This window comes from Limnohabitans sp. Rim8 (genome assembly GCF_943326455.1).
Classification (GTDB): Bacteria; Pseudomonadota; Gammaproteobacteria; order Burkholderiales; family Burkholderiaceae_C; genus Limnohabitans_A.
Genome location: NZ_CALPTI020000031.1, coordinates 1 through 26335, shown reverse-complemented (window position 1 = coordinate 26335; position 26335 = coordinate 1). Strand labels below are relative to the sequence as shown.

The following is a 26335-nucleotide window of genomic DNA, read 5'->3' as shown; positions in this document are numbered from 1 at the left end:
TCGCCAAGCAACCCCTCATGTTGACCAACCATGCCGAAACTTTCGACATCATGATCAACGTGCACGGCGGTGGCGAATCCGGTCAAGCCGGCGCATCGCGCCACGGCATCACCCGCGCCCTGATTGACTACGATGCTTCGCTCAAGCCTATGCTGAGCCAAGCTGGTTTTGTCACCCGTGACGCCCGTGAGGTCGAACGTAAAAAGGTCGGCTTGCACTCCGCTCGCCGCCGTAAGCAGTTCTCCAAGCGTTAATCCGCTTTTTCTGCTTCTTCAAAAAGCCGCACCGGTTCGCCGTGGCGGCTTTTTGTTTGGTCGCTGAGTCGGGGTAAAGCCCATGAGGGCAGTAGCGTTACTGCCCAAGATCTTGGGTAATTCCCGACCAGCGCGCTATACTATTTATCATTGAACCGGAGAAACACCATGAGCGCTCTTGCTGAAAATATCCAGACCGTAATGCCTGAACCGATTGTCTTTACCGACAGCGCGGCTGCAAAAGTCGCCGACCTGATCGCTGAAGAAGGCAATCCTGAATTGAAGCTGCGCGTGTTTGTGCAAGGCGGCGGCTGCTCAGGCTTCCAGTATGGCTTCACTTTCGATGAAATCACCAACGAAGACGACACGACCATGAGCAAAAACGGGGTGTCTTTGTTGATTGACGCCATGAGTTACCAGTACCTGATTGGTGCCGAAATCGACTACAAGGAAGACTTGCAAGGCGCTCAGTTCGTCATCAAAAACCCGAACGCCACATCGACTTGTGGCTGCGGCTCGTCTTTTTCGACCTGATTTCGGATATCGGCCAGCGCTGCTCGCCGAACATCAACGGGGGTAAACAGCCCCCAAAATACGGGCGCCTCGGGCGCCCGTAACGCTTGTGAGGCTGGCCGTTTCACGGTGGATGTTTTTAAAGGCCAACCAAGCAAAAGCCGCTGCTTCGACTTGCAAAGGCGGCAAGCCCCGATCAGCGCTGCTGACGACCGTTACACCGGGCAAATGATGCACCAGTCGCCGCATTAAATGGGCGTTCAGAGCGCCCCCACCACACACGACCAATGACTTCGCGTCAGCAGCATGGCGTTTGACATCTGAAGCGCAGGTGAGCGCAGTGAACTCCGTCAAAGTAGCTTGAACATCTTGAGGCGCCCATTCATGGGAATCCGAAAGCGCACCCATGTGATGCTCAAGCCAAGCGGGGTTGAACAAATCGCGGCCAGTGCTTTTCGGGGGCAAGCGTTGTAAAAAACTTTCGGTCATCCATTGCGCCAACAAGAGCTGGTTGACATGACCTTGCGCGGCCCAAGCGCCGTTGTGGTCATAAGCCTGACCTGTGTGCCGTGCACACCAATAATCCATGAGTGCATTGCCGGGGCCGCAGTCCCAACCCTGAACCTGACCATTGGCGTGGAGCACGCTGAGGTTGGAGATGCCGCCAATGTTCAGCACGGCAACACAGGTGGCGGGTTGGCCAAACACGCCTTGGTGAAAGGCAGGCACCAGGGGGGCGCCTTGGCCACCTGCGGCCAGATCGCGGCTGCGAAAGTCTGCCACCACATCGATGCCCGTCAACTCGGCCAGCAGGGCAGGGTTGATCAATTGCAGTGTGTAGCCCACGGCCGCTTGCCGGCGATCTGCATCGCCATCGAACTCGAGTGGGCGGTGCCGCACGGTTTGACCATGCGCACCAATGGCCGTCACCTCTTCAGGTTTCATGCTTGTGGCTTGAAGAAGATCTTGAGTGACCTGTGCGTAATGCCTTGCAATCTCATTGCCAGCCAAAGCGCTGCGGTGCAGTTCGTCTGGCCCGCTTTGGTTGAGCTGCAGCAAGTCGGCGCGAAATGAGGCTTCAAAAGGAACAAAGGCATGGGCGGTGACCCTCAATCGCCCTGCCCTGTCAATTTGAGCCATGACGCCATCTACGCCATCCAGGGAGGTGCCAGACATCAGGCCAATGAAAAAAGCTGGAGCCATGAAAAAACCAGAACCGAAATCGTGAACAGAGAGGTCGCCGTGCATTAAAAAAGGGCCTTGCGGCCCTTGGTCATCACTGGCTATTGCTTTCTCGCATTTGCGCAGCAGCCAACAGTTGGGTTTTGGCCTGTGCCACTTGAGCATTGAAGCGGGGCATGGCGCCGGGTGCAATAGGCAGAGCTTGGGCTTGCTGGATGATCTTTTGGGGATCTGTGTGAACCCCGTTGACGCGAAATTCAAAGTGCAAATGGGGTCCGGTGGACCACCCTGTGGAGCCGACCGCGCCAATGGTTTGGCCTTTTTGGACAGTCTGACCTTTGCGCACGTTGATTTTGCTCAGGTGCGCATACAACGTGGCGTGACCAGTGCCGTGGCGGACTTCTACCACATTGCCATAACCACCTTGTACGCCTGCAAAAGTGACGACACCATCACCCACAGATTGGGCAGGTGTGCCTGTGGGCGCTGCGTAGTCCACGCCGCGGTGAGCCTGCTGGGTTTTGAAGATTGGGTGCAGGCGCATGGCAAAGCCACTGGTCTTGCGAGAAAACGGTACGGGAGATGCCAAATAAGCACGGCTCAGGCTTTTGCCGTCGAGGCTGTAGTAATTGCCTTTTTGGCCTGGTTCTTGGAACCAAACGGCTTCGTAGGTGTTGCTGCCGTTGTCGATTTCAGCGGTCAACACGCGGCCAGTGCGGACCGGCTCACCGTCAGCCTCGAGAACTTCATAAACCACCGAAAAGCGTGCGCCTTTGCGCAGGGTGCGGTGAAAGTCAATTTGGTTGGAGAAAATCTGGGTGATCTGGTTGATCACCGTGTCGGGCAAACGGGCCTCGTCGGCTGCATCGTAGAGCGACCGTGTCACCGTGCCACCCGTCATGCGGATGCTGGTGTTCATCGGCGATGTCTCAAGCGCGGCCTGCAAGCCTTTTTCGCCGCGCTTGATGGCCAAGCGCTGGAAGAAAGTGTCTGACTCTTTGTTGAGCCAGCGCACATGCAAAGCCAACAGGCGCTGCTGGCTGTCTGCTTCAGCGGTCACGGAGCGGCCCGCTTGACGCAGGGCCTGTTTGGCCAATGGGTTGTTGCGCAAGAAAACGGCGGCTTCGGCATCCACCAATCCCAAGCGACGAAGCAGGCTCTCTGGCGTATCGGCAGAGCGCGTGGTGTCGCTGCGGGTCAAGCTGATGGTGACCAAATCCAGGGATTGAACCTGTTCTTCAAGTTGGGCAATGGCCACAGGCACTGTGATGGTGACCACCGGCTGATCGGAAATGTCTGGGCCCAGATTGGCAATGGCGAATGCTCCGCCTCCGCCCGCCAAAAGCAAAGAAGCCAAGCTGGCGCTGATGGCTTTGGGGTGGCGCGCCAACCAGCGAGAAAAGGCCTGGGTGCTGGCGGTCAGCATAGGATGTTGTCCATCCAGCCAACCCAAAATGCGTTGCACGCCGACCAGCACTGCGCCGAGCACGGCTGTGCTCAGGAACAAAATACCAATCAACAGGGAGGCCAGTCGAGACTGGAGAGCAACAAAAAAAGACATCAATTGAAGGGTTGTCGGCAGTGGGTGCGGTGAAACAACGCCCATGCGCGAGGGTCAAAATCGGGGCGCCCTAAAATGGGCCACCCTCAGACAAGAGAACATTGTACCGGTCTAAACCCATTTGACTTCAGAAAAAACCCTTATGAATCAAGCGCTTGTTACAAAATTTCCGGTCACGGACAAGACCCTGAACGCTTTGGACGTCACCTTGAGGGGCTGCGAGGAGCTGATTCCCAAGGAAGATTGGCTCCAAAAGCTGGCCAAATCCGAGGCCACAGGCATCCCCTTGCGCATCAAGTTGGGCTTGGACCCAACGGCGCCTGACATCCACATCGGCCACACCGTGGTGCTCAACAAGATGCGCCAATTGCAGGATTTGGGGCATCAGGTGATTTTCTTGATCGGCGATTTCACCAGCCTCATCGGCGATCCATCCGGGCGCAACAGCACCCGTCCACCGCTCACGCCAGAGCAAATCAAGCTCAATGCCGAGACTTATTACAAACAGGCGAGCTTGGTGCTGGACCCCAGTAAAACAGAGATTCGCTACAACAGTGAGTGGTCGCTACCTTTGGGCTCTATGGGCATGATCCAGCTGGCGGCCAAGTACACCGTGGCGCGCATGATGGAGCGCAATGACTTCCACGACCGTTTCAAAGCTGGCACCCCCATCAGCGTGCATGAGTTTTTGTACCCGTTGATGCAAGGCTACGACTCTGTGGCGCTCAAAAGCGATTTGGAACTGGGCGGTACCGATCAAAAGTTCAACTTGCTGATGGGGCGCCACCTGCAGGCCGAGTATGGCCAAGAGACGCAGTGCATCTTGACCATGCCGCTGCTCGAAGGTTTGGATGGCGTGGACAAAATGTCCAAGTCCAAGAACAACTACATCGGCATTGCCGAGGCCCCCAACGACATGTTCGCCAAGGTGCTGAGCATCTCGGACACCCTGATGTGGCGTTGGTACACCCTGCTCTCGTTCAAATCGATGGCCGAGATCGAGGCGCTCAAAAAAGACGTGGAAGGCGGTCGCAACCCCAAAGACGCCAAAGTCATGCTGGCCAAAGAGATCACTGCCCGTTTCCACAGCGTCTCGGCGGCCGATGCGGCCGAGCAGGATTTCATCAACCGCAGCAAAGGTGGCGTGCCAGACGATATTGCTGAGGTCAGTCTTTCGGGCGCCCCCTTGGGCATTGGGGCTTTGCTCAAGTCGGCAGGCTTGGCGCCTTCCACCACCGAAGCGGGCCGTCTGATCGACGGTGGCGGCGTGCGGATCGACTCCAGCGTGGTGAGCGACAAGGGACTGAAGCTCGAAGCCGGCACCTATGTGGTCCAAGTGGGCAAGCGCAAGTTTGCCAAGGTGACGCTGTCCTGATGGCGGTCTGGCGCACGGCAAAAGGGTGGTGCCGCGTTATCCTCATCGCATGAAAAAAATCGACAGCTGGATGACCCCCACACGCATGCTGTGGGCCTCGGTGGTGGTGGCCTTGGTCACCATCGCCCTCAAAACCGGCGCTTGGTGGCTCACTGACTCGGTGGGCTTGTTGTCGGATGCCATGGAATCGCTGGTGAATCTGGCCAGTGCGGTATTCGGTTTGATGATGGTCACGATCGCAGCCCGGCCCGCCGACGAAGACCACCCGTATGGCCATCACAAAGCGGAGTACTTCTCTTCCGGCTTTGAAGGCATCCTCATCATCGTGGCTGCCCTGGGCATCATCTGGGTGGCGGTTCACCGTTTGTTCGACCCGCAGCCTATTGCTCAGGTGGGTTGGGGTTTGGCCTTGTCGTTGGGCAGCTCAGCGCTAAATGGTTTGTTGGCCTGGTTGATGTTTCGAGCCGCACATCAACACCGTTCGCTGGCGCTGGAAGCCGATGCGCGTCACTTGGTCACCGACGTTTGGACTTCCGCCGGGGTGGTGCTGGGCATCGTCCTGGTCACCGTCAGTGGTTGGTTGTGGTTGGATGCGGTGGTGGCCATTGGCGTGGCCTTGAACATCCTGAAAGAAGGCTGGCACTTGATCTGGCGCTCCTCGCAAGGCTTGATGGACGAAGCGCTTGAGCCCGAGGTCTTGGCCCAAGTTCACGCGGTGTTGGCCAGCTTTGAGCACCAGCGCGGCGAGACCGAGATCATCCGCTTTGACCACTTGAACACCCGCAAAGCCGGACAGCGGCGTTTTGTGGATGTTCACATGCACATGCCCGCTGCTTGGACGCTGGGCCGCGCTGCTGCTTTGCGCGGCAGCGTTGAGCAGGCGTTGATGAGCGAGGTGCCCGGTTTGCGGGCCACCATCCAGCTGTTGCCCAGCGATGTGGAGGCCCATTTTGACGATGCGAGGGATTTGAAATGATGGCCTTGTTGCAAAGGGTGAACGAAGCCAGTGTGCGTGTGGACGGCGAGGTGATCGGCCAGATCGGCCATGGCTTGTTGGTCTTGTTGTGCGCCGAAAAGGGCGACACCGAAGCCGTCGCCGACAAATTACTGACCAAGCTCTTGAAGCTGCGCATCTTCGGCGACGAAACTGGAAAAATGAACCGCAGCGTGCAAGATGTGGGTGGCGGTTTGCTGTTGGTGAGCCAGTTCACCTTGGCCGCCGAGGTGGCGGGCGGCAACCGCCCAAGCTTCACCCAAGCAGCCTCGCCCGAGGACGGACGGCGACTGTATGACCATTTTGTGGCGCAGGCCCGTCAGGCCCATCCGCTGGTGCAAACCGGTCGCTTTGCCGCCGACATGAAAGTGGCGCTGGTCAACGATGGGCCGGTGACCATTCCGATGCGCATGATGGCGTAACCCAAGCGACCTTATTTGCAGCTTTGTCGGCCTAAGATGGCCATGTGATGCACAACACCCCCTGGGTATTGGCTTGAAACGCCGAAAACCTTCTTACCCCAGCCGTCAGTGGTCCTTGGCCCACCGGCGCGGTTTGCGCACATTCGCCAATTGGCCTGTGGCGGTGCGCGGCATGGTCTGGATGGTGCTGGGCGGCTTCTTGTTTTCGTTGCTCAACACCATCGCCCGTGACCTGACCCTGCATTTGGATGTTTACCAATCGCAGTTCCTGCGATACCTCTTTGGCTTGCTGGTGATCCTGCCCTGGGTTTTTCGCGATGGCTGGCGGGCCTACATGCCCGTGAACCTGGCAGGACAGTTTTGGCGAGGGGGCGTTCACACACTGGGTTTGGTTTTGTGGTTCACGGCCTTGCCCAAAATATCCTTGGCCGACATGACCGCGATTGGTTTCACCGGGCCGATTTTCATCATGCTGGGTGCTGCTTGGTTTTTGGGCGAACCCATGCGCAAAGACCGCTGGATTGCGGCGATCATTGGATTCATCGGTGTCTTGGTGGTGGTGTTGCCCAAAATGTCGGGTGATGGCGGTTGGTACAACCTGGTCATGCTGGCCTCGGCGCCGGTGTTCGCCGCGTCGTTCCTCATCACCAAAGCGCTGACCCGCTACGAAAAACCCGGCGTCATCGTGCTCTGGCAAGCCCTCACGGTGACGGTGCTCAGTTTGCCTATGGCGATCCCCAACTGGCAAATGCCGACCCCTGTGCAGTGGTTGGCTTTTGCGGCCACTGGCGTGCTCGGCACGCTGGCCCACTATTGTCTGACCCGGGCCTTTGCGCTGGCGGATATTTCCGCCACCCAATCGCTGCGCTTTTTGGACCTGGTGTGGGCTTCGGTGTTGGGCTGGTTGGTATTTGGTGACATTCCTAGCCAATCGACATGGCTGGGGGCCTTTGTCATCTTGTGGGCCACCGTGTGGATTGCCCGCAGGGAAGGTCGGAGAAAAACCACCTGAAACCCCTGAGCGGGTATATTGTCCCGGTCTCATAAAAAGGGGAGTTGCGTGATCGACATCGAGCCCATGCGATTTGCTTGGACCCGCGGGGGGGCCGACACTTTGGTGCTGGGCCGTTTACACCTGGCGCAGGGCCAAACTGTGTTTTTGCATGGTCCCAGCGGTTGCGGCAAAAGCAGCTTCTTGGGTTTGCTGGCCGGCGTTTTGTCGCCGCAGCACGGCAGCGTGTCTTTGCTCGGGCAAGACTGGGCGGCTTTGCCTTCGGGTCGGCGCGACGCTTTTCGCGCCGACCATGTGGGCGTGATTTTTCAGCAGTTCAACCTGTTGCCTTACTTGAGCGTGCTCGACAACGTGACCTTGCCCTGCCACTTTTCTAAGCGCCGACACGAGCGCTGCCTGTCCGCAGGGGGGGCTGAGGTCTCTGCCCAAAACTGGTTGCAGCGCATGGGCTTGCCTGAGGAGTTGTGGACACGCCGTGCCGACGCTTTGTCGGTGGGCCAGCAGCAACGCGTGGCAGCGGCCCGCGCCCTCATGGGCCAACCTGAATTGATCTTGGCAGACGAGCCGACCTCGGCACTCGATGCCGCTTTGCGCCACGACTTCATGGACGTGCTCATGCAGGCCGCGCACGACACGGGCAGCACCTTGGTCTGCGTCAGCCATGACCCGCAACAGGCGACCCGTTTTGGCCTGCAGTGGTCCTTGCCCGACCTGCAACAAGCGGGTTTACGGGCATGAACAGTTTGCTGAGCATCGCCCGGCAAAGTGCCTGGAACCGCCGCAGCACTTTGGTCTGGGTGGTGGTGTCGTTGGCGCTGGCCACGGCTTTGCTCTGGACCTTGGAGCGTTTGCGGCACGACATCCGCAGCAGTTTTGCGCAGTCGGTCAGCGGTGTCGACCTGATCGTGGGCGCCCGCAGCAGCCCGGTGCAGCTCATGCTGTTTTCCGTGTTCCACATTGGCAGCGTGCCGCAAAGCATGTCCATGAAAAGCTTGCAGGCCTTGGCGCAACACCGCTCGGTCTCGTGGGTCGTGCCCTTGAGTTTGGGCGACTCCCACCGGGGCTATCCGGTATTGGGCACCACGCCCGCCTATTTTCAGCATTTTGCGTATGGCGACAAACAACCGTTGGTCTTGCAGCAAGGCGCGGTGTTTGCAGACACCCTCGATGGCTTGTACGAAGCGGTGATCGGGTCCGAGGTGGCGCGCAAAATGGGCTACGCCTTGGGCCAAAGCATCACGCTCGGTCATGGAATGGATGACCATGACCATGGTCATTCTCATGGCCATAGCCATGCGCCCGCCAGCCCTGCATCCCCCAGCCATGACGACAAGCCTTTCAAAGTGGTCGGCATCTTGGCACCTACTGGCACCCCGGTCGACCGCACAGTCCATGTCAGCCTGCAGGCCCTGGAGGCCTTGCACCTCGAATGGGTAGCGGGCGCACCCCTGCCGGGTGGTCAGATCCCCGCTGACCAAGCGCGCAAATTCAACTTGGAGCCCCAAGCCGTGACGGCGGCTTTGGTGGGCCTCAAAACCCGGGCGGCCGTGTTCAACGTGCAGCGCTTTGTGAACGCTTTCGAAGCCGAAGCCCTGATGGGCGTGATGCCCGGCGTGGCCCTGGGTGAGTTGTGGGCGGTGTTGGGTCTGGGTGAAAACGCCTTGTTGGCCGTGTCAGCCTTGGTGGCACTGGTCAGCATGGTCTCGCTGATGGCGGTGGTGCTGGCGGGCCTGAATGAGCGCCGCCGAGAACTCGCGGTGTTGCGGGCCGTCGGTGCGGGGCCGCGCCACGTGCTGGGTTTGCTCACGCTTGAAGGGTTTTGGATCACCTGCGCGGGGGTGTTGCTGGGCGTTTTGTTGGCGCAAGTGGGCATGGCGCTGGCCACGCCTTGGCTGCAGCAAGAGCTCGGCATCCGCTTGCAAATGTCGGCCCCCTTGCCCACACAGTGGGCATTGCTGGTGGCCGTGTTGTTGGCGGGCCTTTTGGCCAGTCTGGGCCCAGCCTGGCAGGCTTATCGCTGGTCTTTGGCAGATGGCTTGTCACCGCGTGTATGAGATGAAAGTGCCCCTCAGAATGAATAACCGCCGCGCAGCTGTCAGAGCCGTGAGCCTGAGCCTGAGCTTGGGTCTTTGGGGCATGCTGCCCGGCTTGGTGCTGGGCCAAAGCGTGCGCGAAACCGCCCGTGAATTGGTGCCGCAAATACAACCTGCCTTGTCGTCGGAAGCCCCGCCCACGGGCGCCAGCCTGCCGGGTCCAGTTCGCACCATTGGCTGGGAGCAGCTGATCCCGGCCGGTTGGGACCCTTTCAAAGACCTCAAGGCCTTGAACCTGGACTCACTCAAAGACAACGACCCCAAGGCCGAAGAGGCGCTGCAAAAAATGCGCAAAATGTGGGACAACGCGCCCATCAACCCCTTGGTGTTGGGCCAAAACCTGCGCCTGCCGGGTTATGTGGTGCCCCTTGAGGACCTGCCCGATGGCATGAAAGAGTTTTTGTTGGTGCCATATTTTGGGGCCTGCATCCATTCACCCCCGCCCCCGGCCAACCAGATCGTTCATGTGGTGCTCAGCAAACCTGCCAAGCGACTGCGCTTGATGGATGTGGTGTGGGTGACCGGCCCCATGAGCGCCACCAAAACCGACTCGCACATGGGGGTGGCGGGTTACCGGATCGAAGCCCGGCAAGTTGCTCCTTACACCGAGAAAAAACGCTGAGACTGTAAAAATCAGTCAGGGTTGGACACCCCAGACGCCACATGGCCCGAAGGCACATGCCGGGCCGCCGATTCGATGTGACCGGTTTGGTCATCAAAGAAAAAGTCAGGCTCAAATTCACGCAAAAATTCGCCCTTGGCCAAGCCACCCAAAAACATCGCCTCGTCCACCTCGATGTTCCAGTCCATCAGCGTGCGGATGGCGCGTTCGTGCGCCGGAGCACTGCGGGCTGTGACCAAAGCGGTGCGCACACGCATGGCCGGTGTTCCCTCTTGTTGCAAGCGGTGCAAGGCGGCCAGCAAAGGTTTGAAAGGTCCGGCCAAAAGGGGTTGCCCCGCCTTGTCCCGCTCATGGGCCTGAAAAGCCGACAGCCCTTCGGCCTGAAACACCCGCTCGGCCTCGTCTGAAAACAGCACCGCATCACCATCAAAGGCGATGCGCACTTCGTGCGGGTGCGCCTCAGAGGCCAAAGCCGAATGGGGGTAAACCTGCGCGGCAGGCACGCCCGCGCCCAAAGCCGCGCGCACGTCCGACAAATGGGTGGACAAAAACAAGTTGGCATTGAGCGGCTTGAGGTAACGCCACGGTGGCTGCCCGCGTGTGAAGCTGCCGCGCTGAATCGGCAGACCGTAATGCTGCGCCGAGCGAAACACCCGCATGCCTGAGACAGGGTCGTTGCGAGAGAGGATCACTACTTCGACACGTTGCGCATCGGCATCGTTGAACGCCAACAACTTGCGCACCAAAGAAAAGGCCACGCCAGGTTTGGCGGGTGCTTCCAGGCGATCGAGTTGCAACTTCATGTAAGCCCGGTCGTCGCCTTGCTCAAACAGCCTGTTCTCCTCCTCAAAGTCAAACAGGGCTCGGGAAGAAATGGCCACGACGAGTTGGCCTTCAAGGCTTGCGGGCATGGTTCACTCCTTGATCAAACAGGCTGACATCATCGCTCACTTGACCCACTGGTTGAGTTGCATGATGGGCATCAGCACCGCCAACACGATCAGCATCACCATGCCGCCCATGGCGACGATCAGCAAAGGTTCGAGCACCGTGGCCAGCGCCATGGCGCGGCGCTGCACTTCGCTGGACAGTTGCTGCGCGGCTCGCTGCAGCATCACCGGCAATTGGCCAGTTTGCTCGCCCAAGCGTGCAAACATCGACAGCAAGCTTGGAAAACGGGCGTTTTGCGCCAGCGCTGTGCCCAAGGGTGCGCCCTCGCGCACGCGCACCAGCGCTTCGAGGGCATCGGCGCGCAAGGCCTGGTTGGACAGGGTGTCTGCTGCTGACTGCAAGGCCTTGAGGATGGGCACACCGGCCGCTGTGAGCATGGCCAGCGTCGAGGCAAACCGGGCACTGTTGTAACCCCGAGCCAAACGGCCAATCAAGGGCAAACGCAACCAAGCAGCGTCAAAACGCAAACGCAGGGCTTGTTGGCGCAGGGCCAAGCGAAAGGTGATCACCCCCCCCGCCAACAACAACAGCATCAGCCAGCCCCATGTGCGCACCAAGTCACTGATGGCCAGCATGGCCACCGTCAGGCCTGGCAGCTGGCGTTTGGTGCCCGCAAACACCCCGGCCACTTGCGGCACCACCGAGGTGACCAAAAAAATCACAATCGCCAACGCCACCAAGCTCACGATGGCCGGGTACAGCGAGGCCGACAACAGCTTGGAGCGCAGCAGTTGTTGGTCTTCGAGGTCGTTGGCCAATTGGTTCAGCACATCGCCCAAATGACCGCTTTGTTCACCAGCAGCGATCACGGCGCGGTCAATCGCAGGAAACTCTTGCGGGTATTGCGCCAAAGCGCGGCCCAAGGTGCTGCCTGCATTGACTTCGGCGCGGATGGCCGCCATCAGGTGGCGCTGTTTGTCGTCTTCACCCTCTTCGGTCAGGGCGGCCAAAGCGCGTTCAACGGGCAGGCCGCTGCTCACCAGTCCGGCCAATTGGCGTGTCCACACCGCGCGTTGGCTGGTGCTGAAAGCGCGACCACCGCCAATGGGGCGTTGCCACCAAGGCAGGGCATGGCTGGCCTCGGTTGCAGCGCCCGATGCAATAGGCTCGACCAACAGCGGCACCAGCGACTGGGTTCGCAATTGCCCGCGCGCTGTTTTCAGGCTGTCGGCCTCGAGCGTGCCTTTGCGCAGGGCACCATCGGCTTGCAGGGCTTCAAAACGATAGGCGGGCATGGGACAAATCTCAACGGCTGAAGTAAAGCAAGCCCATCTGGCCCTGCCAGTTGAGGTTGTGGGGGCTGATGGTTTGCACCTGCCCCAATGGGCGGGATGTGCCCAGCGTACCAAACCAAGCCCATTGGGGTGTCAGGGCGTAGCGGTAACTCATGCCCACACCCAACGAGCCCAGTCCGGCTTGCCAAGGCTCTGCGGGTGCAGGGGCTTGGCGCCACTGGGTAGCCCAATGGTCGGCGGTGGCCCAATTCAGGCCCGCACTCAGGTTGAGCGCGCTGCGATCGCCCAAAGGCAAGCCATAAGAAGCGCCCACCGACACGGTGGTGCCATCGCCTCGGTCCATCAGGTCTTGCGTGAGGTCGCTGCCCAGCGACCAGCGCGGGTTCAGCCTGTAGTTCACGCTCACCCGACCGCGCAAAGTGTTTTGGCCCGAGGAAAACCCATCAAAAGAGCTGTTGTCTTGGAGGTTCTGCACCCGCAAAGACAGCCCCACTTTCAGCCGATCATCGTCACGCCATTGGTATGCCAGGCTCGACTCTTTGCGGTACCCGCTGAAACTCAGCCATTCGGTGCCTGTGGGGTGACCGAGGCGCCAACGTCCGTAACGCAAACCCAGTATGGGGCGCAAAACCACAGAGGTGCCGGTACCCGCCACATCATGGCTTTGAACTTTGACGCCCAGGGTGTAAAGCCAAGGGGGTGTTGGCTTGTCTGCGGGTGCAGGTTCGACAGCATGTGGGTTGGCGTTCACGCGGGTGGAGACCATCCAAACCAATAGGCACCCAACACCCAAAACCCGCAAAAATGGGGACATTCGAAAAGCGCGCACACCAGGCATGGCGCGTCAGTCGCGCGTGACGCGCAACAGCTCTTCTGCGCTGGTGATGCCTGCATCGACCAAACGCTGACCGTCTTCACGCATCAGCACCATGCCTTGCGCCAAAGCGGTGGTGCGCAGCTCGGCTTCGGCCGCCCGGTTGTGGATTTGGGCACGGATTTCTTCGCTGGCGACCAGCAACTCGAACACGCCAGTGCGTCCGGCATAGCCGGTTTGACCGCAGGCGTCGCAACCTGCACCCGCGCAAGCGTTGCAACGCTTGCGTACCAAGCGCTGGGCCAGCACCCCCAGGAGCGAGGAGCTGAGCAAAAACGGCTCCACACCCATGTCGATCAAGCGGTTGACCGCGCTGGCGGCGTCGTTGGTGTGCAGTGTGGCCAGCACCAAGTGGCCTGTTAGCGAAGCCTGGATCGCGATTTGTGCGGTCTCGTGATCGCGGATCTCACCGATCATGATCACGTCCGGGTCTTGCCGCAGAATGGCCCGCAGCGCTTTGGCAAAGCTCAGGTCGATCTTGTTGTTCACCTGCGTTTGGCCCACGCCGGGCAGCTCGTACTCGATCGGGTCTTCCACCGTCATGATGTTGTTGCGCGTGGCGTCCAGCCGCTGCAAAGCGGCATACAGGCTGGTGGTTTTGCCAGAACCTGTGGGACCGGTCACCAGCAAAATGCCGTGCGGTTGGGCAATCAGTTGGTCAATTTGCGCCAGTACACGCCCTTGCATGCCCACCGCCTCCAGGGTCAAACGCGCCTCGCTCTTGTCCAGCAGACGCAGTACGGCGCGTTCGCCGTGCGCGCTGGGCAGGGTCGAGACGCGCACGTCGACGGCCCGGGACCCCAGGCGAAGGCTGATGCGACCGTCTTGCGGTAAACGTTTTTCTGCGATGTCGAGTTCGGCCATGATTTTCAGGCGCGAAATCAATGCGGCATGCAGCGCCCGATTCGGTTGTACAACCTCACGCAGTGTGCCGTCTATGCGAAAGCGCACACTCGAATGGCGCTCATAGGGTTCGATGTGGATGTCGCTGGCGCCATCGCGAGCCGCTTGGGTCAACAAGGCATTGAGCATGCGGATGATGGGCGCGTCGTCGCTGGCCTCCAGCAGGTCTTCGACGGCCGGCAACTCTTGCATCATGCGCGACAGGTCGGCCTCAGATTCGACTTCGCTGACCACAGCGGCGGCCATGGAAGCGCCGTGGGCTTGCCCTCCCGAATAAGCTTGGTGAATGCGCTGCGCCAATTCGGCAGGTGTGCAAGACTGCAACTGCAAGCCTTGGCCCGAAAACTTGCGCGTCACTTCAGACAAGGCTGAGCGGTCACTGGCGTCGCACAGGCTCAGGTACAGCCTTTGGCCATCGCTTTCGAGCAACAGCTGGTGCGCGCGGGCAAAGGAATAAGGCAATGGATAAGTCATGGCGCAGCCTGGGACTCAAGGTCGTGCAGCGGGCGGTGCTGATGGAGGAGCCACTGGCTGCGTTGTCACGCCCAAAGCAGGCAGCACCGCCGATCCGCTGATGGGCAGCGTGCTGGTGGCCTCAGGCTGAAAGCCTTGTTGGTCAATGCGCATCAGCTCGTAACGCCCTCTGGACAAAGCCTCTGTGGCCGCGCCATCGCGCACCACCACCGGTCGCAAAAACACCATCAGGTTGGTTTTTTTGCGGCGTCGCGATTCGGCTTTGAAGAGGTTGCCAAAAAACGGCATGTTGCCCAGACCGGGAACCTTCTCTTGGTTGTTGTTGGTGTCGTCTTGCAACAAACCACCCAGCACCACGATGGCACCGTCTTCAACCAGAACATGCGACTCGATGGAGCGTTTGTTGGTGATCAAGCCTGTTGGCGAGCTGGTCGAGTTTTGATCGACGCTGCTGACCTCTTGGTAAATTTGCATTTTGACGGTGCCGTTTTCGCTGATTTGAGGTTTGACTCGGAGGGTCAGACCCACGTCTCTGCGCTCAACCGTCGTGAAAGGATTGGTCGCACCTTGCCCAGCACTGGTAAAAGAACCGGTGACAAAAGGCACGTTTTGACCGATCACGATCTTGGCTTCCTCGTTGTCCAAGGTCAGCAAATTGGGTGTCGACAACACATTGCTGTTGCCGTCGCTTTGTAAAAACCGAGCGACGGCTCCCAAGGCCAACGCACCATTGCGTTGTTGGCCCAGTGCCACATTCAGCCCCGTCGGCGCCACCAGCGTTCCTGCTGCCGCACCTGCAGCAATATTCAGCAGGTTGGTGTTGCCAGTCCCGAAGTTGGTGCCCAACAGACCGACCGTGTTGCTGCCGGTTCCCGTGCCACTCATCCACTGCACCCCAAACTGGGCGGCTTTGTCGGCGCTGACTTCGGCAATCAAACTCTCGACAAACACCTGCGCCCGGCGCTGGTCCAGCATGTCTATGACGGCACGCAACTGGCGGTACTGTGGCTCCGGCGCGGTGATGATCAAGGCGTTGGTGGCCGGGTCGGCCTGGATTTGGCCACCGGTTGAAACCTGCTGGGTGGCGTTGTTTTGGCCGAGCGTGCTGCCCGTGGGTGCCGGTGGGGTGGTCGGCAAGCTGCTGTTGATGTTGCCGGGCAAAGCCGTGTTGCCCTGGGCCGATATGGCTGCCCGCAAGGTGACGGCCAGTTTGGTGGCGTCGGCGTTCTTCAGGTACACCACATGGATGTTGCCGCTGGCCGCACGCGCACCGGTGGCGCTGGGCTGGTCCAGTTGCACCACCAAGCTGCGCACCAGCGACAAACGGGCGGGGTTGGCCGCGCGGATGATCAGCGAATTGGTGCGCACCTCTGGCAGCACTGTGGTTCTGAAAGCCGTGTCGGTTTGGCCTTGCGCTGCAGGTGCCCCTGTGCCTGCGGCTGCGCCCGAATCGATCAGGCGTTGCACCATGGGGGCCAGTTCACCCGCGATGCCGTGCTGCAGGCGGATCACCTCCACCCCGGTCGCGTTGGCCACGTCGAGGGCTGCGATGATGCGGCCCAGTCTCTGCAGGTTATCACCGTAATCGGTGATCACCAAAGCGTTGGTGCCCGGGTTCACGTTGATGGTGTTGTTGGGGCTGATGAGCGGCCTGAGCACGGGCACCAGGTTGTTGGCATTTTCGTGGTTAAGTTGAAATATCTGCGTCACGATTTGCCCGCTTTTGACAGGTACTGCCCCAGCAGTGACGGTACTGCTTTGCAGTTTGGCCTCAGCTTCGGGCAGCACCGTGTACAAACCGGCCGACTCCACCAATGCAAAGCCCTGCGTGCGCAGCTGCGCTGCAAACAAACGCAGCGCTTGGGCGGGTGGCACCGGCACCGTGCTGGACAACGACATCGTGCCTTTGACCCGCGGGTCCACCACCACATTGGCCCCGGACAACGTGGCCAGCGTGCGCGCGACGGCGTCGATTTCAGCGTTGACAAAGTTCAGGGTCACGGGCTCTTTGCGAGAGGCTTGAGCCAATACCGAGGGTGTGCTCAAAGCCAAGGCTGTCACGCAGGCCAAGGCCCAAACAGCGTGTTGCCAACGCAGCGTCTGTGACCCCAAAAGTTGGCGTTGAACGGTGGGCGTTTGGGGGTGAAAGGATGTGTTGTGCATGGCTTGGCGCATGGTTTTCGGATGAAGCGGGTTCATCCCAAAGAAAGCAGGCTGCGCGCGCCTTGACGGCGGCCCAGAATGTTCAGAAGGTTGTCGAAAGCGGCCTCTTGGCCCTCTTGTGCGCTGGCTTCGCCGGTAAAGCGCAGGCGTTGGCCCACCCATTGGCCTTGACCCGACAGCATCAAGGGCCCTTGCAAGGTGCTCAACTGCAAGCTGGGGGTGGCCGTACCCTCGGGCGTGCCCGACAGCGCAATGCGGTAACTGCCCATGGGTTTGATGGGGCTCAAGCTTGACGACATGTTTTGCAGGTTCAACTCAAGCTGACCTTGCATTTGCATGCGGCCTTGCGCCCAAAGCAGCTGTACCGAGCGGGTGTTCAGCTGCAACTGGCCATCGGCTCGCAGGGTGTTCCAAGGCGCGCCCAGGCCTGTCAGCAAGGCAGCAGGCCAAACCGAGGCATGGTCGCCCACCTGCACCTGCAAACGGTTCCAACCCAGGCCCACTTGCACGCTGGCCGCTTGTGCCATGCAGCAGTCGGCTTGCCAGCCCCAACGTGCACCACTCCAGGTGGGGGCCAGTGTCCAATGCAAGCGACCTGGCAAGGCCTGTGCGTCTCGGCTGCCCGCGCCGCCGCTCAACACCAATTGCGCAGAACCTTGCCACACCGTGCCTCGGGGGTTGAGCCATTGCACTTGGCCTTGACTGGCTTTGTTCACGCCCCAAGCCAGCCAGCTGGCAGGCGCCCACACGGCCACCGCAATGCCCATGCCCAAGAGCGATCCCCATACCGCATGACGCCAAACGGGCCGCACACCCAATCCCAAAGCCTGGCTTGGGCCAAGTGGGGGTGATGAAGGGCGTGTGTGAATCGGCATGGTGTTCAGGGCAATCGCAGCACCACAGTGCCTTGCCACAGCACCTCGCTGGTCGAAGTGCTGGAGATTTGTTGCATTTGGGCCTGCTGAGGCAAAGTTTGGGCGTTATCACGCACCTGGCTCAACCAACGGGCCATGGCCAAGGCTGGAGCCGCTTCGACACGCAGAGTCATGTTGTCCCCCGATAGGCTGACTTTGGCATTGGGTCCCAATTCAGACAGGCTTTTTTCCAGCCATTGCGTCGCTTCGGCGCGCGAAATGGTCGATGGTTTTTGCAGGCCATTCGCTTGCGCTTGCCACTGCAGCATGCGTTGGGTCTGGCTGTCGAGTGCGGCTTGGCGGGCAGGGGCCTCTTGCCAGGTGCGCCAAGCGGGGGCCCAAGCCCACTGCCACACCACCACAACCGCCAGAAAGATGGCTGCTGCGCGCAACAGGGTTTTTTCGCGGGGGTTGCGTGCATCCCAAGCCTGACGCCAGGCTTGGGATGCGCTTTTTTGCGCTGCTTGCCATGAAGTGTGGGGGCTCATGGCTTGGCCTCCTGTGGGGTGTTCGTGCGCATCAGCCAGACATCACCTTCAGCGCGCCATTGGTAGCCTTGGGTGCTCAGGTTTTGTTGCAGGCTTTGCTGCTGCGAGGCCGAGGGTTTGAAGCCTTGCACGCGCAATTGACCCGTTTGGTATGTCCATTGCCGTGGCGCTGCCAGGTCGGCTGGCAAGGCCTGGCCCAAGACCGCCAACATGGCTTCCAGGTCGCCCGCGCCCAGTTGGCCCGAGCCTTGGCGCAGGCGTTCTACTTGCTGGGCCATTTGCAAAGGCGCATCCACCACCACTTGGGTTTGTGGAAAAGTTTCGCGCAGCATATGGCCCCAGCTTTGTTGTTGGGCCTGCCAGTCGGCGCGTGTTTTCCAGGCCCAGGCATTGAGCCCCAGCAACTGGATGACCAGCAGAAGCAGCACACCCCAGCGAGCCGGACGCCAGGCGGGACTGCGCCAGGCGCTGTCCAAGCTGCGTTGCAGTTGTTTGAGCCGCCGCGTCTGCGCGTTGGCCCGCAGTTCAAACTGGGCCAAATCCCAATCTGAGCCGACGGCGTCCAACCAATGTTGGCCTGGTGCCATGAGGCGTGCGGAGCTTTCTGTCCATCCGCTGGCCGTTTTCACCACACCGGGCTCTGCCTGAACAACGGTCAGTTCACGTTCTTCGTCGCTCAGACCCAAAGCGGGCAGCTGCGCGGTGTCAGCCTTGAAGGCTTGCCCCCAGACGCCTCGTTCGGCATGGCTCACCCAAATCCAAGCGCTGTCTGTATCGCCCAAAGCGGTGATGCGTGTAGGCGCAGTGTCTGAGGGCGGGTGAAATTCGGGCACGATGCGGTGCACCTGCACACCCGCTTGCTCCAGCGCCTGCAAGTGGGCGCTCAGCCAAGCGCGGTGACACACCGCCACCCAGGGACGTGCCAAGTTGTGCCAGTCGGGCTGCAAAGCCAAGTGCAATTGGCTGGGGTCGTCCAGCAGCCGGTCTTCAAGCACACCCTGCAAGGCCGCTTGCAAACGTGCAGGCTGCTTGTGCAAGCCAGCGGGCAGCTCAACCCGGTGCCAAGACAATGCCGCAGCAGGCACCAGGGCCACCGTCTCTGCAGGCGCGGCAGGGCGGGGCAACAAACTGTTGGCCGCCCATTGCAATTTGAGCGCCTGCGCCATGGGGTCGTCCCCCACCACGGCATGGGGGTAAGCCATGGCGGGGTCCGGCAAGTCGTGGGGCAGTTGGACGATCAGGGTGCGCATGTCCGAATCATTGTAGAGGGGCGGTGTGACGCATCATCGGGCTTTGGATGCGCCAGAGCATGCGCACTTGGCTGCCTTCGCGGCGCACCAACGCCAGTTCTTGCTGCACCACGTTGTCGATGCGTATGCGGCCATGCACCTCGAAATAGCGGCTGCGCACGCTGTGCTGCTGTTCATCAAGCAGGCGACCGGATGGCCCTAGCGCTTGCTGGACGGCATTCAGGCTGGCCCAGTGGCCGCGCTGGCGCCGCTGCACCAGTTGCCGTGCTGAGGCCAAGTCCAGCCCAGGTATGGCAGCCGACATGACTTCGGCCGAAGCCGTATTCAGGTTGACGGGCGTGGCCTCGGGCAGCACCGTGATGTGCGGCTGCAAGGCCTTCAGGCTGGCAGGACTCAAACCCAGCCAAACCAATTGGGCGGTTTGCTGCGGCATCAAGGGTCCGGCCAAAGAGGCGGCAGCAGGGGACGAAGCAGAAGCTGCCCCCTCAGGCACTGCGCTGCCTGCGGCAAACGGTGCGATGCTTTGTTGGCTGCGCTCAAGTTGTTGGGCCAAGGTTTGCAGCTCGGCCAAGGGCAGGTTCAGGCGCTCAAACAGCACGGCAAACCGAGCCAAGGCTTTGGGTGATACCCGTCCGTTGTCCAGCAGGTTCATCACATTCATGCGCGATTGGGCGTCGGTGATCTGCCCCGACAAAAACACCTCGGCATCGCCTTCGCGCCATTGCTGGTCTTGCGACAAAAAGGTCGACAGCTTGGACTCTTGCACCGGCAAGGCCCAAGGCTCGCCCAAATGGTCTGCCTCTGCGCCTTGGGCCGATAGGGCGTCTTCGCGCAAGATCAAACGCGTCCAGTCCATGGCGCCGGTCATCATCAGGCTGGTTTGGCTGCGCCCGCGCTCGGCGGTTTCGATCTCCACTTGTCGCCACTGCTGCCACAAAGCGGCACTGGCCAGAGTGGTCACCAGGGCCACAGCCAGCATGGCCGTGAGCAAGGCTGCACCCCTTTGCGTGGCGAGGCGACTCATGAGGGCGCGCCTGACAAAGTGGGGCGCACCCAGTCCATGCTGAGTGTGCCGGTGCCTGCTGCCCCCGGCGGCAGTCTCAGCACCAGCCGCACGCCGTCGGGTGTGGTTTGGCCGGGGGTGTTGCGCCCGGCGGGGTTGCCCGCTTGTGCAGGGTTCGGGGTCACCACATCGCTGGACAAAGGGTTGGCCCAGCTGCCGCCCCGGTGCACAAACAACTGCCACCCCGACAAGGGGTGGATCTGCACCTGGCCTGCCCGCGTGCTGTCGTTGGGGGTTTGGCCCCATTGCTGGGCGGTGTTCCAAGCGGTTTGCCAGTCTTGGCGTTGGCTCAAAGGGCCAGACTGCCAGCGCAGCCAATCACCGCCGCCTGGGCGGCCTGGGTCGGTGCGCCATGTCCAAGCCACCACCCTGACGCTGGCCCCGGGGATGCTGGCAACGGTGTTGGCGTCGTTGTTTGCGGTGGTGTTGGTGTTGGTGTTGGTATTGGCAGGTGCTTCGGCACTGCGCCGCGTCAGCCGCAGCACCCGACCATCCCAGTCCCAACTGGGGGTGCCGGGCAACTCGGCCAATTGGTCCAAATCGGTTTGCCACTGGGCCAGCCCAGCTTGCAATGTGCGCACTTCGTCTGCTCGGGTTTGCAGGCTGCTTTGCGTGCGCAGCATGCCGTCCAGGCCGCGCCAGACCATCAAGCTCATCAAAGCCATGACGCTGATGGCCACCAAGACCTCGATCAGGGTGAAGCCTTGCACGGCTCGGGTGGTCCTTTGTACCCTCACTGCCGCCCCATCACGGTGGACACCTGCAACACATAACTGCCTTGCTCCAGCACGCGCGCATCGACCCGCCTGAAATTGGGATTGGGGGTGGGCCGCACCGAGATTTCGACCTGCAACAAACGCCCCGCCTGCGTGCAGTCCACGCTGCGGTTGCCGGTGTCAGGCAACTGGCGGCGCAAACGCAGGGCAATCAGTTCGTTTTCAGCGCAAATTTGGCCCAGCATGCTCACAGTTTGTCGCTCGGCGTTGCGGCTGAGCGAACCAGTGGCCTGCAAACCCGCCATCAGTGCCACCGCGGTGATGCCCAAAGCCACCAAGACCTCGATCAAGGTGAAACCAAGGGATAGCTTGGCCACTGGACGCGTCCTCATGGCCTGCCCCGGGTGGTGTCGGGTGTGCTTTGCACCTTGAAAGGCTGCAAGCCGTCGGTCACCACCCACAAACTTTTGCCAGGCGCGTTGGCGTTTGACAGCGCCAAAGCCTGAGGTTCGATCAAAGGTTCTGGCCCCAAAATGACACGGGAGCCGGGTATGGCGCGGGTGTTGCCGTTCAGCCATGTGCGCGGCAAACCGGGTGGTGGCAAGCCTGCAAATTCAAACGTATTGCCCGTATTCGAAGTTTGCCAAACCACCGGCACGCCTTGGGCGCGGGATTGGGCGCGGCCCGTTTCCAGCAAGGCCGCTAGCCGCTCGGCATCGCGCTCGAGGGCGCTGTCGGCGCTGTCGCGCAGCGACAAACTCACGCCGGCAGTGGCCACCGCGATCAAGGCCACCACCACCAACAGCTCCATCAGGGTGAAGCCCCGGGGCGGGGCGGGGCGGCGCTTATTGCCAGCTGCCAATGTCCGCATTGTTGCCCTCGCCACCGGCCTGACCGTCAGCGCCAAAGGACAAGATCTCGACCTCGCTGCGGATGCCGGGGTTCATGTACTGGTAAGGGCGGCCCCAAGGGTCGTTGGGCAATTTGTCCAGGTAGGGCTTCCAGTTGGCTGGCACGGGCTCTGTGGTGGGCCGCAACACCAAGGCCCTCAAACCTTGTTCGGGTGTAGGAAAGCGCTGGTTGTCCAATTTGTAAAGCTTGAGCGCCTGCATCAAATTGCCCACATCGGTGCGGGCGGCGGTGATGCGCGCATCGTCGGCACGCCCCAGCACATTCGGCACGATCAGCGCGGCCAGCACGCCAATGATGGCCAACACGACCATCAACTCGATCAGGGTGAAGCCGCGTTGGCGGCGGGCGGCGGGGCGCTGATGGGAGAGGGCTGAATTTTGCATGCCTTGAATCATAATCTGCCCATGTTACAAATCCATAACAAGCCAGTTCAAGCCTTTAGGCTCAATGCATTCAATGCTTTGATCTGGTGCGTTGCCGCGGCCGGGCTTGTTTTTTGGGTGTTGAAATTTCCAACGGAGTCTGGTGCACGCCTGATCCCGGTCACCACGACCCCCAACGCCAGCTCGGTGTTGGTCCATGACGTTGCTTCACAGTCCGCCCGGGTGTGGGGTGTTCAATCGGCATTACCCGAAGTCAGCGTGGCTTTGTCCAGCCGCTTTCAGCTGATGGGCGTGATTGCAAGCGCATCAGGTCAAGGAAGTGCTTTGATCTCGGTGGATGGGCAGCCACCCAAAGCGTTTCGCTTGGGACAAACATTGGCCGATGGGGTGATATTGATCAGCCTGAGTGCCAAACAAGCCAATTTGGGGCCTGCAGTTGGAGGCGCTGGCGGTTTTTCGTTGACGTTACAGGGTCAAAGCAAGGCGCCTTGACACTATTGCATCAGGCTCGCAAAAACAACCGATAAACCGGGTTGTCCGTCTCTTCCGCATACGGATACCCCAGCGTTTTGAGGAACTTGCCAAAGGCTTTGTCGTCTTTGGCGGGCACTTGCAGGCCCACCAAAATGCGGCCGTAATCGGCGCCTTGGTTGCGGTAGTGAAACAGGCTGATGTTCCAGCCCGGGCGCATCAGGCTCAAGAACTTGAGCAGTGCGCCGGGGCGCTCGGGGAACTCAAAACGCAGCAGGCGTTCGTCTTGTGACAAGGCCGAATGCCCGCCCACCATGTGGCGGATATGCTCTTTGGCCAGTTCGTCGTGCGTCAGGTCAATCGCTTTGAACTGTTGCTTGTCGAATTTGGCGGTGATCTTGCTGCTTTCGCCTTTGCCGTGCGTGCTCAGACCCAAAAACACATGGGCTTTGTCCGAATCGCTCATGCGGTAGTTGAACTCGGTCACATTGCGCGGCCCACCGGGCAGGCTGCCAATCAGCTCCAAAAAGCGTTTGAAGCTGCCGCGCTCTTCCGGAATGGTCACCGCAAACAGCGCTTCTTTTTCTTCACCCACGTCGGCCCGTTCAGCCACAAAGCGCAGGCGGTCAAAGTTCATGTTGGCGCCGCACAAAATGGCTGCAAAGGTCTGCCCTTTGCATTTGTGCGCCGCCACATACTGTTTGATGGCGGCCACGGCCAGTGCGCCTGCAGGCTCCACGATCGAGCGGGTGTCCACAAACACATCTTTGATGGCCGCGCACACCGCATCGGTGTCCACCTTCATGTACTCGTCCACCAAATTGCTGGCCACCCGGAAAGTCTCTTCACCCACCAGCTTCACGGCTGTGCCGTCAGAGAACAAGCCCACATCAGCCAAAGTCACGCGCTTTTGGGCGGCGACTGACTGGATCATGGCGTCCGAGTCGTTCATTTGCACGCCAATGACCTTGACGCCCGGGCGAACGGCCTTGATGTAGTTGGCCACGCCGCTGATGAGGCCGCCGCCGCCAATCGCCACAAACACCGCATGCAGCGGCCCTTGGTGCTGGCGCAGCATCTCCATGGCAATCGTCCCTTGGCCCGCGATCACGTCCGGGTCGTCAAATGGGTGCACAAAACTCAGGCCCTGCTTTTTTTGCAAGGCCAGCGAATGGTTGTAGGCGTCGGAGTAACTGTCACCAAACAGCACCACTTCACCGCCCAGCCCTTTGACCGCATCGATCTTGACCTGCGGCGTGGTGGTGGGCATGACGATCACGGCGCGGGTGCCCAGTTTGCTGGCGCTGAGCGCCACGCCTTGTGCGTGGTTGCCGGCCGAGGCGCAGATCACGCCTTTTTTGAGTTGCTCCGGGCTCAGGTGCGCCATCTTGTTGTAGGCCCCGCGCAGCTTGAAACTGAAAACAGGTTGCTGGTCTTCGCGCTTCAAAAGCACCTGGTTGCCCAAGCGCTTGGACAGGTTTTTGGCCGTTTCCAAGGCGGACTCGGTCGCCACGTCATACACCTTGGCGTTGAGGATCTTGATCAGGTAATCGGCGGGGTTCAGGTGTGGAGTGGTCATGTCCGGTGCAATGGCAGGCGTACCGCCTCGCCTTAAAAGAGTGGACTTAATGATAACGGCCAAAAAAATGCCCCAAGTCTTGCAACTTGGGGCAAATCCACCTTTTCAGAGGGTGGAGGAGACAACCGGTGCGAGCTAAAAAAGCACGCTTGTTCGCAATTGTAGGCTTGAATTGTTGCAATGCAGCAGAAATAGCCCTCAGAAAATAAAAAAAGTGGGTTTTGTAAGCCGCAGTTTGCGCAAGATCACATGCCATGCTTGGCTATGACCGGTTTGGGTAACATCCTGACCAGCCTGCGGCAAGACACGCCTTAATCATTGAAGGAAAAAATCATGGAATGCACAGTCACCTGGACCGGCGCTGCCGGCACCCGCTCTGGAATGGGCTTTTTGGCCGAAACTGGCTCAGGCCATATGGTCTCCATGGACGGCGCACCAGACGCAGCCAAGCCAGAAAACGGCGGCCAAAATCTCGCCCCCCGTCCCATGGAAATGCTTTTGGCTGGCACGGGCGGTTGTACCGCTTATGACGTGGTGCTGATTTTGAAGCGCGGACGTCACGACGTCCGCGGCTGCAGCGTCAAGCTCAGAAGCGAACGCGCCGAAGTGGACCCCAAAGTGTTCACCCGCATCAACATGCATTTCACAGTCACGGCCAAAGGCGTGCCTGCCAGTGCCGTCGAGCGCGCCATCGCCATGAGCCACGACAAATACTGCTCGGCCAGCATCATGATCGGCAAAACTGCTGAGATCACCACCAGTTTTGAGGTGGTGGAGGCCGCTTAAAACGCAGTTAAACCCGGTGTGCCACCGTTGTCATGACCTTGGCAGCGGCTTGCATCAGTGACTTGACCGGGGCGGGCAGCTCCACGGCACCCGCTTGTTGCGCCATTTGGGCGTGGGCGATCTCGTCATCCTTCATGGCCGACACAATGGCGCGCGATGCCAAGTCGGACGCTGGCAGCAAGTCCATATGGCTTTGCAAATGCGCTTCGACCTGCCGCTCGGTCTCCACCACAAAACCCAAACTCACCTTATCGCCACCCAGCTTGCCAGCGGCAAACCCAATGGCAAAAGCGCCTGCATACCAAAGCGGATTGAGCCAAGAAGGGCGGTCATTCAGGTCATTTAGACGTTGTTGTGTCCAGGCCAAGTGGTCTGTCTCCTCGCGGCTGGCTTCGGCCAACTGGGCACGCATTGCGGGGCTCTGGCAAGCCAAGGCTTGTCCTGTGTAAAGCGCTTGGGCGCACACCTCACCCACGTGGTTGATGCGCATGAGGGCACCTGACTGGCGGCGTTCAGCGTCGCTCAGTTCCAAATCGGCCACTTGGGCGGCAGGATTTGGGCGGCTGGCACGAGGCTCGGCAAACAGGGTGCGCAAAGCGCTGTCTGTGGCCAGTATCAAAGCATTCATCATGGACAAAGTTTACTCACCTGGCCGTCAGGCTGTCAGCGGCACGGTCCATGATCGCTGAGTGAACTGGTGAATTACTTTTGCCGGTTCTGATGTTTTCAATTCAAAACTTCTTGGAAGTTATTGAATTTATTGGGAAAACAGATTTTCCATGAGACGGTTTTAGGGTAAGTACCATGGTATGTTGCATGCCAACAACAAAAACAGCTAATCTTTCGCATATGTCTTGGCGAAGTCATTTACCTCTGGTGGAATACACACAACTTCCTGAATTGGAGGTTGGCTCAGGGTCTCGAAGGGTGATAGTCACCCATCTGATCTAGGCCCTTTTTTAACCTTGGAGAAATTTGCAATGAAAAAAACTCTGATTGCTCTGGCTGTTCTGGCAGTTTCGGGCGCCGCTATCGCTCAATCCACAGTGACCATTTCCGGTAACTTGGACTTCGCTGCTTCCTCTACAGGTGGCACACAAGCCGCTTCTAAAGGCTCTACCATCGCCACCACAACTGGCACATCC

At 60.0% G+C, this 26335-nt stretch carries 28 protein-coding genes; 11 read left to right on the top strand and 17 right to left on the bottom strand.

Features of this window, described 5'->3' with window-relative positions; translation table 11 throughout:
• A partial coding sequence (gene rpsI, locus Q1M54_RS15215) for a 30S ribosomal protein S9 (protein ID WP_300558948.1) occupies window positions 1-254 on the top strand: 254 nt, incomplete at its 5' end.
• A gap of 168 nt (window positions 255-422) precedes the next feature.
• Window positions 423-788, top strand: coding sequence for an iron-sulfur cluster insertion protein ErpA (gene erpA / locus Q1M54_RS15210; RefSeq protein WP_300558944.1), 366 nt, complete (start codon window positions 423-425; stop codon window positions 786-788).
• A gap of 33 nt (window positions 789-821) precedes the next feature.
• Here erpA and Q1M54_RS15205 read toward each other — a convergent pair whose 3' ends face one another.
• Window positions 822-1970 (bottom strand): anhydro-N-acetylmuramic acid kinase, encoded by a 1149-nt coding sequence (locus tag Q1M54_RS15205; protein ID WP_300558941.1) that lies wholly within the window; start codon window positions 1968-1970, stop codon window positions 822-824.
• Between the two features lie 73 nt (window positions 1971-2043).
• Window positions 2044-3510, bottom strand: coding sequence for a M23 family metallopeptidase (locus tag Q1M54_RS15200; protein WP_300558938.1), 1467 nt, complete (start codon window positions 3508-3510; stop codon window positions 2044-2046).
• Window positions 3511-3652: 142 nt separating this feature from the next.
• Between Q1M54_RS15200 and tyrS the strand changes: the two genes are divergently transcribed.
• From tyrS to Q1M54_RS15165, 7 genes are all read left to right on the top strand, one after another.
• Window positions 3653-4885: a tyrosine--tRNA ligase gene (gene tyrS, locus Q1M54_RS15195; RefSeq protein WP_300558935.1), complete on the top strand. Its 1233-nt coding sequence runs from the start codon at window positions 3653-3655 to the stop codon at window positions 4883-4885.
• A gap of 49 nt (window positions 4886-4934) precedes the next feature.
• Window positions 4935-5861 (top strand): cation diffusion facilitator family transporter, encoded by a 927-nt coding sequence (locus Q1M54_RS15190; RefSeq protein WP_300558933.1) that lies wholly within the window; start codon window positions 4935-4937, stop codon window positions 5859-5861.
• The gene (dtd, locus tag Q1M54_RS15185) at window positions 5858-6301 is read left to right on the top strand and encodes a D-aminoacyl-tRNA deacylase (protein ID WP_300558930.1); all 444 of its coding nucleotides are present in this window, start codon (window positions 5858-5860) and stop codon (window positions 6299-6301) included. The genes Q1M54_RS15190 and dtd overlap by 4 nt, the downstream gene beginning before the upstream one ends.
• Window positions 6302-6374: 73 nt before the next feature.
• Complete coding sequence (locus tag Q1M54_RS15180; protein ID WP_300558927.1) at window positions 6375-7313, top strand: DMT family transporter; 939 nt, start codon at window positions 6375-6377, stop codon at window positions 7311-7313.
• 66 nt (window positions 7314-7379) lie between these two features.
• Window positions 7380-8051 carry an ABC transporter ATP-binding protein gene (locus tag Q1M54_RS15175; RefSeq protein ID WP_300558924.1) on the top strand — a complete coding sequence of 224 codons (672 nt, stop codon included), beginning with the start codon at window positions 7380-7382 and terminating at the stop codon, window positions 8049-8051.
• On the top strand, window positions 8048-9367 hold the full coding sequence (locus Q1M54_RS15170; protein WP_300558921.1) for an ABC transporter permease: 1320 nt from the start codon (window positions 8048-8050) through the stop codon (window positions 9365-9367). Before Q1M54_RS15175 ends, Q1M54_RS15170 begins: the two co-directional genes overlap by 4 nt.
• 19 nt (window positions 9368-9386) lie before the next feature.
• Window positions 9387-10028, top strand: coding sequence for a DUF3299 domain-containing protein (locus Q1M54_RS15165; RefSeq protein WP_300558919.1), 642 nt, complete (start codon window positions 9387-9389; stop codon window positions 10026-10028).
• 11 nt (window positions 10029-10039) lie between these two features.
• On the opposite strand, the gene Q1M54_RS15160 is transcribed toward Q1M54_RS15165, so the two are convergent.
• The 13 genes from Q1M54_RS15160 to gspG are packed head-to-tail and all read right to left on the bottom strand — an operon-like array spanning window position 10040 to window position 22354.
• Entirely contained in the window at window positions 10040-10939 is a 900-nt protein-coding gene (locus Q1M54_RS15160) for a 5'-nucleotidase (RefSeq protein WP_300558916.1), read from the bottom strand.
• Window positions 10940-10975: 36 nt separating this feature from the next.
• On the bottom strand, window positions 10976-12214 hold the full coding sequence (gene gspF / locus Q1M54_RS15155) for a type II secretion system inner membrane protein GspF (RefSeq protein ID WP_300558914.1): 1239 nt from the start codon (window positions 12212-12214) through the stop codon (window positions 10976-10978).
• 10 nt (window positions 12215-12224) lie between these two features.
• Window positions 12225-13028: a MipA/OmpV family protein gene (locus tag Q1M54_RS15150; protein WP_300558912.1), complete on the bottom strand. Its 804-nt coding sequence runs from the start codon at window positions 13026-13028 to the stop codon at window positions 12225-12227.
• 30 nt (window positions 13029-13058) lie between these two features.
• Window positions 13059-14465, bottom strand: coding sequence for an ATPase, T2SS/T4P/T4SS family (locus tag Q1M54_RS15145; protein ID WP_300558909.1), 1407 nt, complete (start codon window positions 14463-14465; stop codon window positions 13059-13061).
• A 15-nt stretch (window positions 14466-14480) separates the two neighbouring features.
• Window positions 14481-16628: a type II secretion system secretin GspD gene (gene gspD / locus Q1M54_RS15140; protein ID WP_300558907.1), complete on the bottom strand. Its 2148-nt coding sequence runs from the start codon at window positions 16626-16628 to the stop codon at window positions 14481-14483.
• Between the two features lie 32 nt (window positions 16629-16660).
• Window positions 16661-17503 (bottom strand): type II secretion system protein N, encoded by an 843-nt coding sequence (gene gspN, locus Q1M54_RS15135; protein WP_300558904.1) that lies wholly within the window; start codon window positions 17501-17503, stop codon window positions 16661-16663.
• Between the two features lie 5 nt (window positions 17504-17508).
• Window positions 17509-18030 (bottom strand): type II secretion system protein GspM, encoded by a 522-nt coding sequence (gene gspM / locus Q1M54_RS15130; protein ID WP_300558901.1) that lies wholly within the window; start codon window positions 18028-18030, stop codon window positions 17509-17511.
• Window positions 18027-19280 carry a type II secretion system protein GspL gene (gene gspL, locus Q1M54_RS15125; RefSeq protein WP_300558897.1) on the bottom strand — a complete coding sequence of 418 codons (1254 nt, stop codon included), beginning with the start codon at window positions 19278-19280 and terminating at the stop codon, window positions 18027-18029. The genes gspM and gspL overlap by 4 nt, the downstream gene beginning before the upstream one ends.
• Before the next feature lie 7 nt (window positions 19281-19287).
• Window positions 19288-20304 (bottom strand): type II secretion system minor pseudopilin GspK, encoded by a 1017-nt coding sequence (gspK, locus tag Q1M54_RS15120; RefSeq protein ID WP_300558894.1) that lies wholly within the window; start codon window positions 20302-20304, stop codon window positions 19288-19290.
• Window positions 20301-21080, bottom strand: coding sequence for a prepilin-type N-terminal cleavage/methylation domain-containing protein (locus Q1M54_RS15115; protein ID WP_300558892.1), 780 nt, complete (start codon window positions 21078-21080; stop codon window positions 20301-20303). The genes gspK and Q1M54_RS15115 overlap by 4 nt, the downstream gene beginning before the upstream one ends.
• Window positions 21077-21451: a type II secretion system minor pseudopilin GspI gene (gene gspI, locus Q1M54_RS15110; RefSeq protein ID WP_300558890.1), complete on the bottom strand. Its 375-nt coding sequence runs from the start codon at window positions 21449-21451 to the stop codon at window positions 21077-21079. The genes Q1M54_RS15115 and gspI overlap by 4 nt, the downstream gene beginning before the upstream one ends.
• Window positions 21448-21930 carry a prepilin-type N-terminal cleavage/methylation domain-containing protein gene (locus Q1M54_RS15105; protein ID WP_300558887.1) on the bottom strand — a complete coding sequence of 161 codons (483 nt, stop codon included), beginning with the start codon at window positions 21928-21930 and terminating at the stop codon, window positions 21448-21450. Before Q1M54_RS15105 ends, gspI begins: the two co-directional genes overlap by 4 nt.
• A complete protein-coding gene (gene gspG / locus Q1M54_RS15100) occupies window positions 21905-22354 on the bottom strand; it encodes a type II secretion system major pseudopilin GspG (protein WP_300558884.1) in 450 nt (149 codons plus the stop codon). Before gspG ends, Q1M54_RS15105 begins: the two co-directional genes overlap by 26 nt.
• 21 nt (window positions 22355-22375) lie before the next feature.
• Between gspG and Q1M54_RS15095 the strand changes: the two genes are divergently transcribed.
• On the top strand, window positions 22376-22846 hold the full coding sequence (locus Q1M54_RS15095; protein WP_300558882.1) for a general secretion pathway protein C: 471 nt from the start codon (window positions 22376-22378) through the stop codon (window positions 22844-22846).
• Between the two features lie 10 nt (window positions 22847-22856).
• Here Q1M54_RS15095 and ilvA read toward each other — a convergent pair whose 3' ends face one another.
• On the bottom strand, window positions 22857-24404 hold the full coding sequence (ilvA, locus tag Q1M54_RS15090; protein WP_300558879.1) for a threonine ammonia-lyase, biosynthetic: 1548 nt from the start codon (window positions 24402-24404) through the stop codon (window positions 22857-22859).
• 333 nt (window positions 24405-24737) lie between these two features.
• Between ilvA and Q1M54_RS15085 the strand changes: the two genes are divergently transcribed.
• Entirely contained in the window at window positions 24738-25190 is a 453-nt protein-coding gene (locus Q1M54_RS15085; RefSeq protein WP_300558876.1) for an OsmC family protein, read from the top strand.
• A 7-nt stretch (window positions 25191-25197) separates the two neighbouring features.
• On the opposite strand, the gene coq7 is transcribed toward Q1M54_RS15085, so the two are convergent.
• Window positions 25198-25821, bottom strand: a complete 624-nt coding sequence (gene coq7 / locus Q1M54_RS15080) for a 2-polyprenyl-3-methyl-6-methoxy-1,4-benzoquinone monooxygenase (protein ID WP_300558873.1) — start codon at window positions 25819-25821, stop codon at window positions 25198-25200.
• Window positions 25822-26335 lie beyond the last annotated feature (514 nt).

Excerpts from the sequence above, each read along its gene's own strand:
- erpA (WP_300558944.1), top strand. The coding sequence starts at position 423 with ATGAGCGCTCTTGCTGAAAATATCCAGACCGTAATGCCTGAACCGATT.
- Q1M54_RS15205 (WP_300558941.1), bottom strand. The coding sequence starts at position 1,970 with ATGGCTCCAGCTTTTTTCATTGGCCTGATGTCTGGCACCTCCCTGGAT.
- Q1M54_RS15200 (WP_300558938.1), bottom strand. The coding sequence starts at position 3,510 with ATGTCTTTTTTTGTTGCTCTCCAGTCTCGACTGGCCTCCCTGTTGATT.
- tyrS (WP_300558935.1), top strand. The coding sequence starts at position 3,653 with ATGAATCAAGCGCTTGTTACAAAATTTCCGGTCACGGACAAGACCCTG.
- Q1M54_RS15190 (WP_300558933.1), top strand. The coding sequence starts at position 4,935 with ATGAAAAAAATCGACAGCTGGATGACCCCCACACGCATGCTGTGGGCC.
- dtd (WP_300558930.1), top strand. The coding sequence starts at position 5,858 with ATGATGGCCTTGTTGCAAAGGGTGAACGAAGCCAGTGTGCGTGTGGAC.
- Q1M54_RS15175 (WP_300558924.1), top strand. The coding sequence starts at position 7,380 with ATGCGATTTGCTTGGACCCGCGGGGGGGCCGACACTTTGGTGCTGGGC.
- Q1M54_RS15170 (WP_300558921.1), top strand. The coding sequence starts at position 8,048 with ATGAACAGTTTGCTGAGCATCGCCCGGCAAAGTGCCTGGAACCGCCGC.
- Q1M54_RS15165 (WP_300558919.1), top strand. The coding sequence starts at position 9,387 with ATGAATAACCGCCGCGCAGCTGTCAGAGCCGTGAGCCTGAGCCTGAGC.
- Q1M54_RS15160 (WP_300558916.1), bottom strand. The coding sequence starts at position 10,939 with ATGCCCGCAAGCCTTGAAGGCCAACTCGTCGTGGCCATTTCTTCCCGA.
- gspF (WP_300558914.1), bottom strand. The coding sequence starts at position 12,214 with ATGCCCGCCTATCGTTTTGAAGCCCTGCAAGCCGATGGTGCCCTGCGC.
- Q1M54_RS15150 (WP_300558912.1), bottom strand. The coding sequence starts at position 13,028 with ATGTCCCCATTTTTGCGGGTTTTGGGTGTTGGGTGCCTATTGGTTTGG.
- Q1M54_RS15145 (WP_300558909.1), bottom strand. The coding sequence starts at position 14,465 with ATGACTTATCCATTGCCTTATTCCTTTGCCCGCGCGCACCAGCTGTTG.
- gspD (WP_300558907.1), bottom strand. The coding sequence starts at position 16,628 with ATGCACAACACATCCTTTCACCCCCAAACGCCCACCGTTCAACGCCAA.
- gspN (WP_300558904.1), bottom strand. The coding sequence starts at position 17,503 with ATGCCGATTCACACACGCCCTTCATCACCCCCACTTGGCCCAAGCCAG.
- gspM (WP_300558901.1), bottom strand. The coding sequence starts at position 18,030 with ATGAGCCCCCACACTTCATGGCAAGCAGCGCAAAAAAGCGCATCCCAA.
- gspL (WP_300558897.1), bottom strand. The coding sequence starts at position 19,280 with ATGCGCACCCTGATCGTCCAACTGCCCCACGACTTGCCGGACCCCGCC.
- gspK (WP_300558894.1), bottom strand. The coding sequence starts at position 20,304 with ATGAGTCGCCTCGCCACGCAAAGGGGTGCAGCCTTGCTCACGGCCATG.
- gspI (WP_300558890.1), bottom strand. The coding sequence starts at position 21,451 with ATGAGGACGCGTCCAGTGGCCAAGCTATCCCTTGGTTTCACCTTGATC.
- Q1M54_RS15105 (WP_300558887.1), bottom strand. The coding sequence starts at position 21,930 with ATGCGGACATTGGCAGCTGGCAATAAGCGCCGCCCCGCCCCGCCCCGG.
- gspG (WP_300558884.1), bottom strand. The coding sequence starts at position 22,354 with ATGCAAAATTCAGCCCTCTCCCATCAGCGCCCCGCCGCCCGCCGCCAA.
- Q1M54_RS15095 (WP_300558882.1), top strand. The coding sequence starts at position 22,376 with ATGTTACAAATCCATAACAAGCCAGTTCAAGCCTTTAGGCTCAATGCA.
- ilvA (WP_300558879.1), bottom strand. The coding sequence starts at position 24,404 with ATGACCACTCCACACCTGAACCCCGCCGATTACCTGATCAAGATCCTC.
- Q1M54_RS15085 (WP_300558876.1), top strand. The coding sequence starts at position 24,738 with ATGGAATGCACAGTCACCTGGACCGGCGCTGCCGGCACCCGCTCTGGA.
- coq7 (WP_300558873.1), bottom strand. The coding sequence starts at position 25,821 with ATGATGAATGCTTTGATACTGGCCACAGACAGCGCTTTGCGCACCCTG.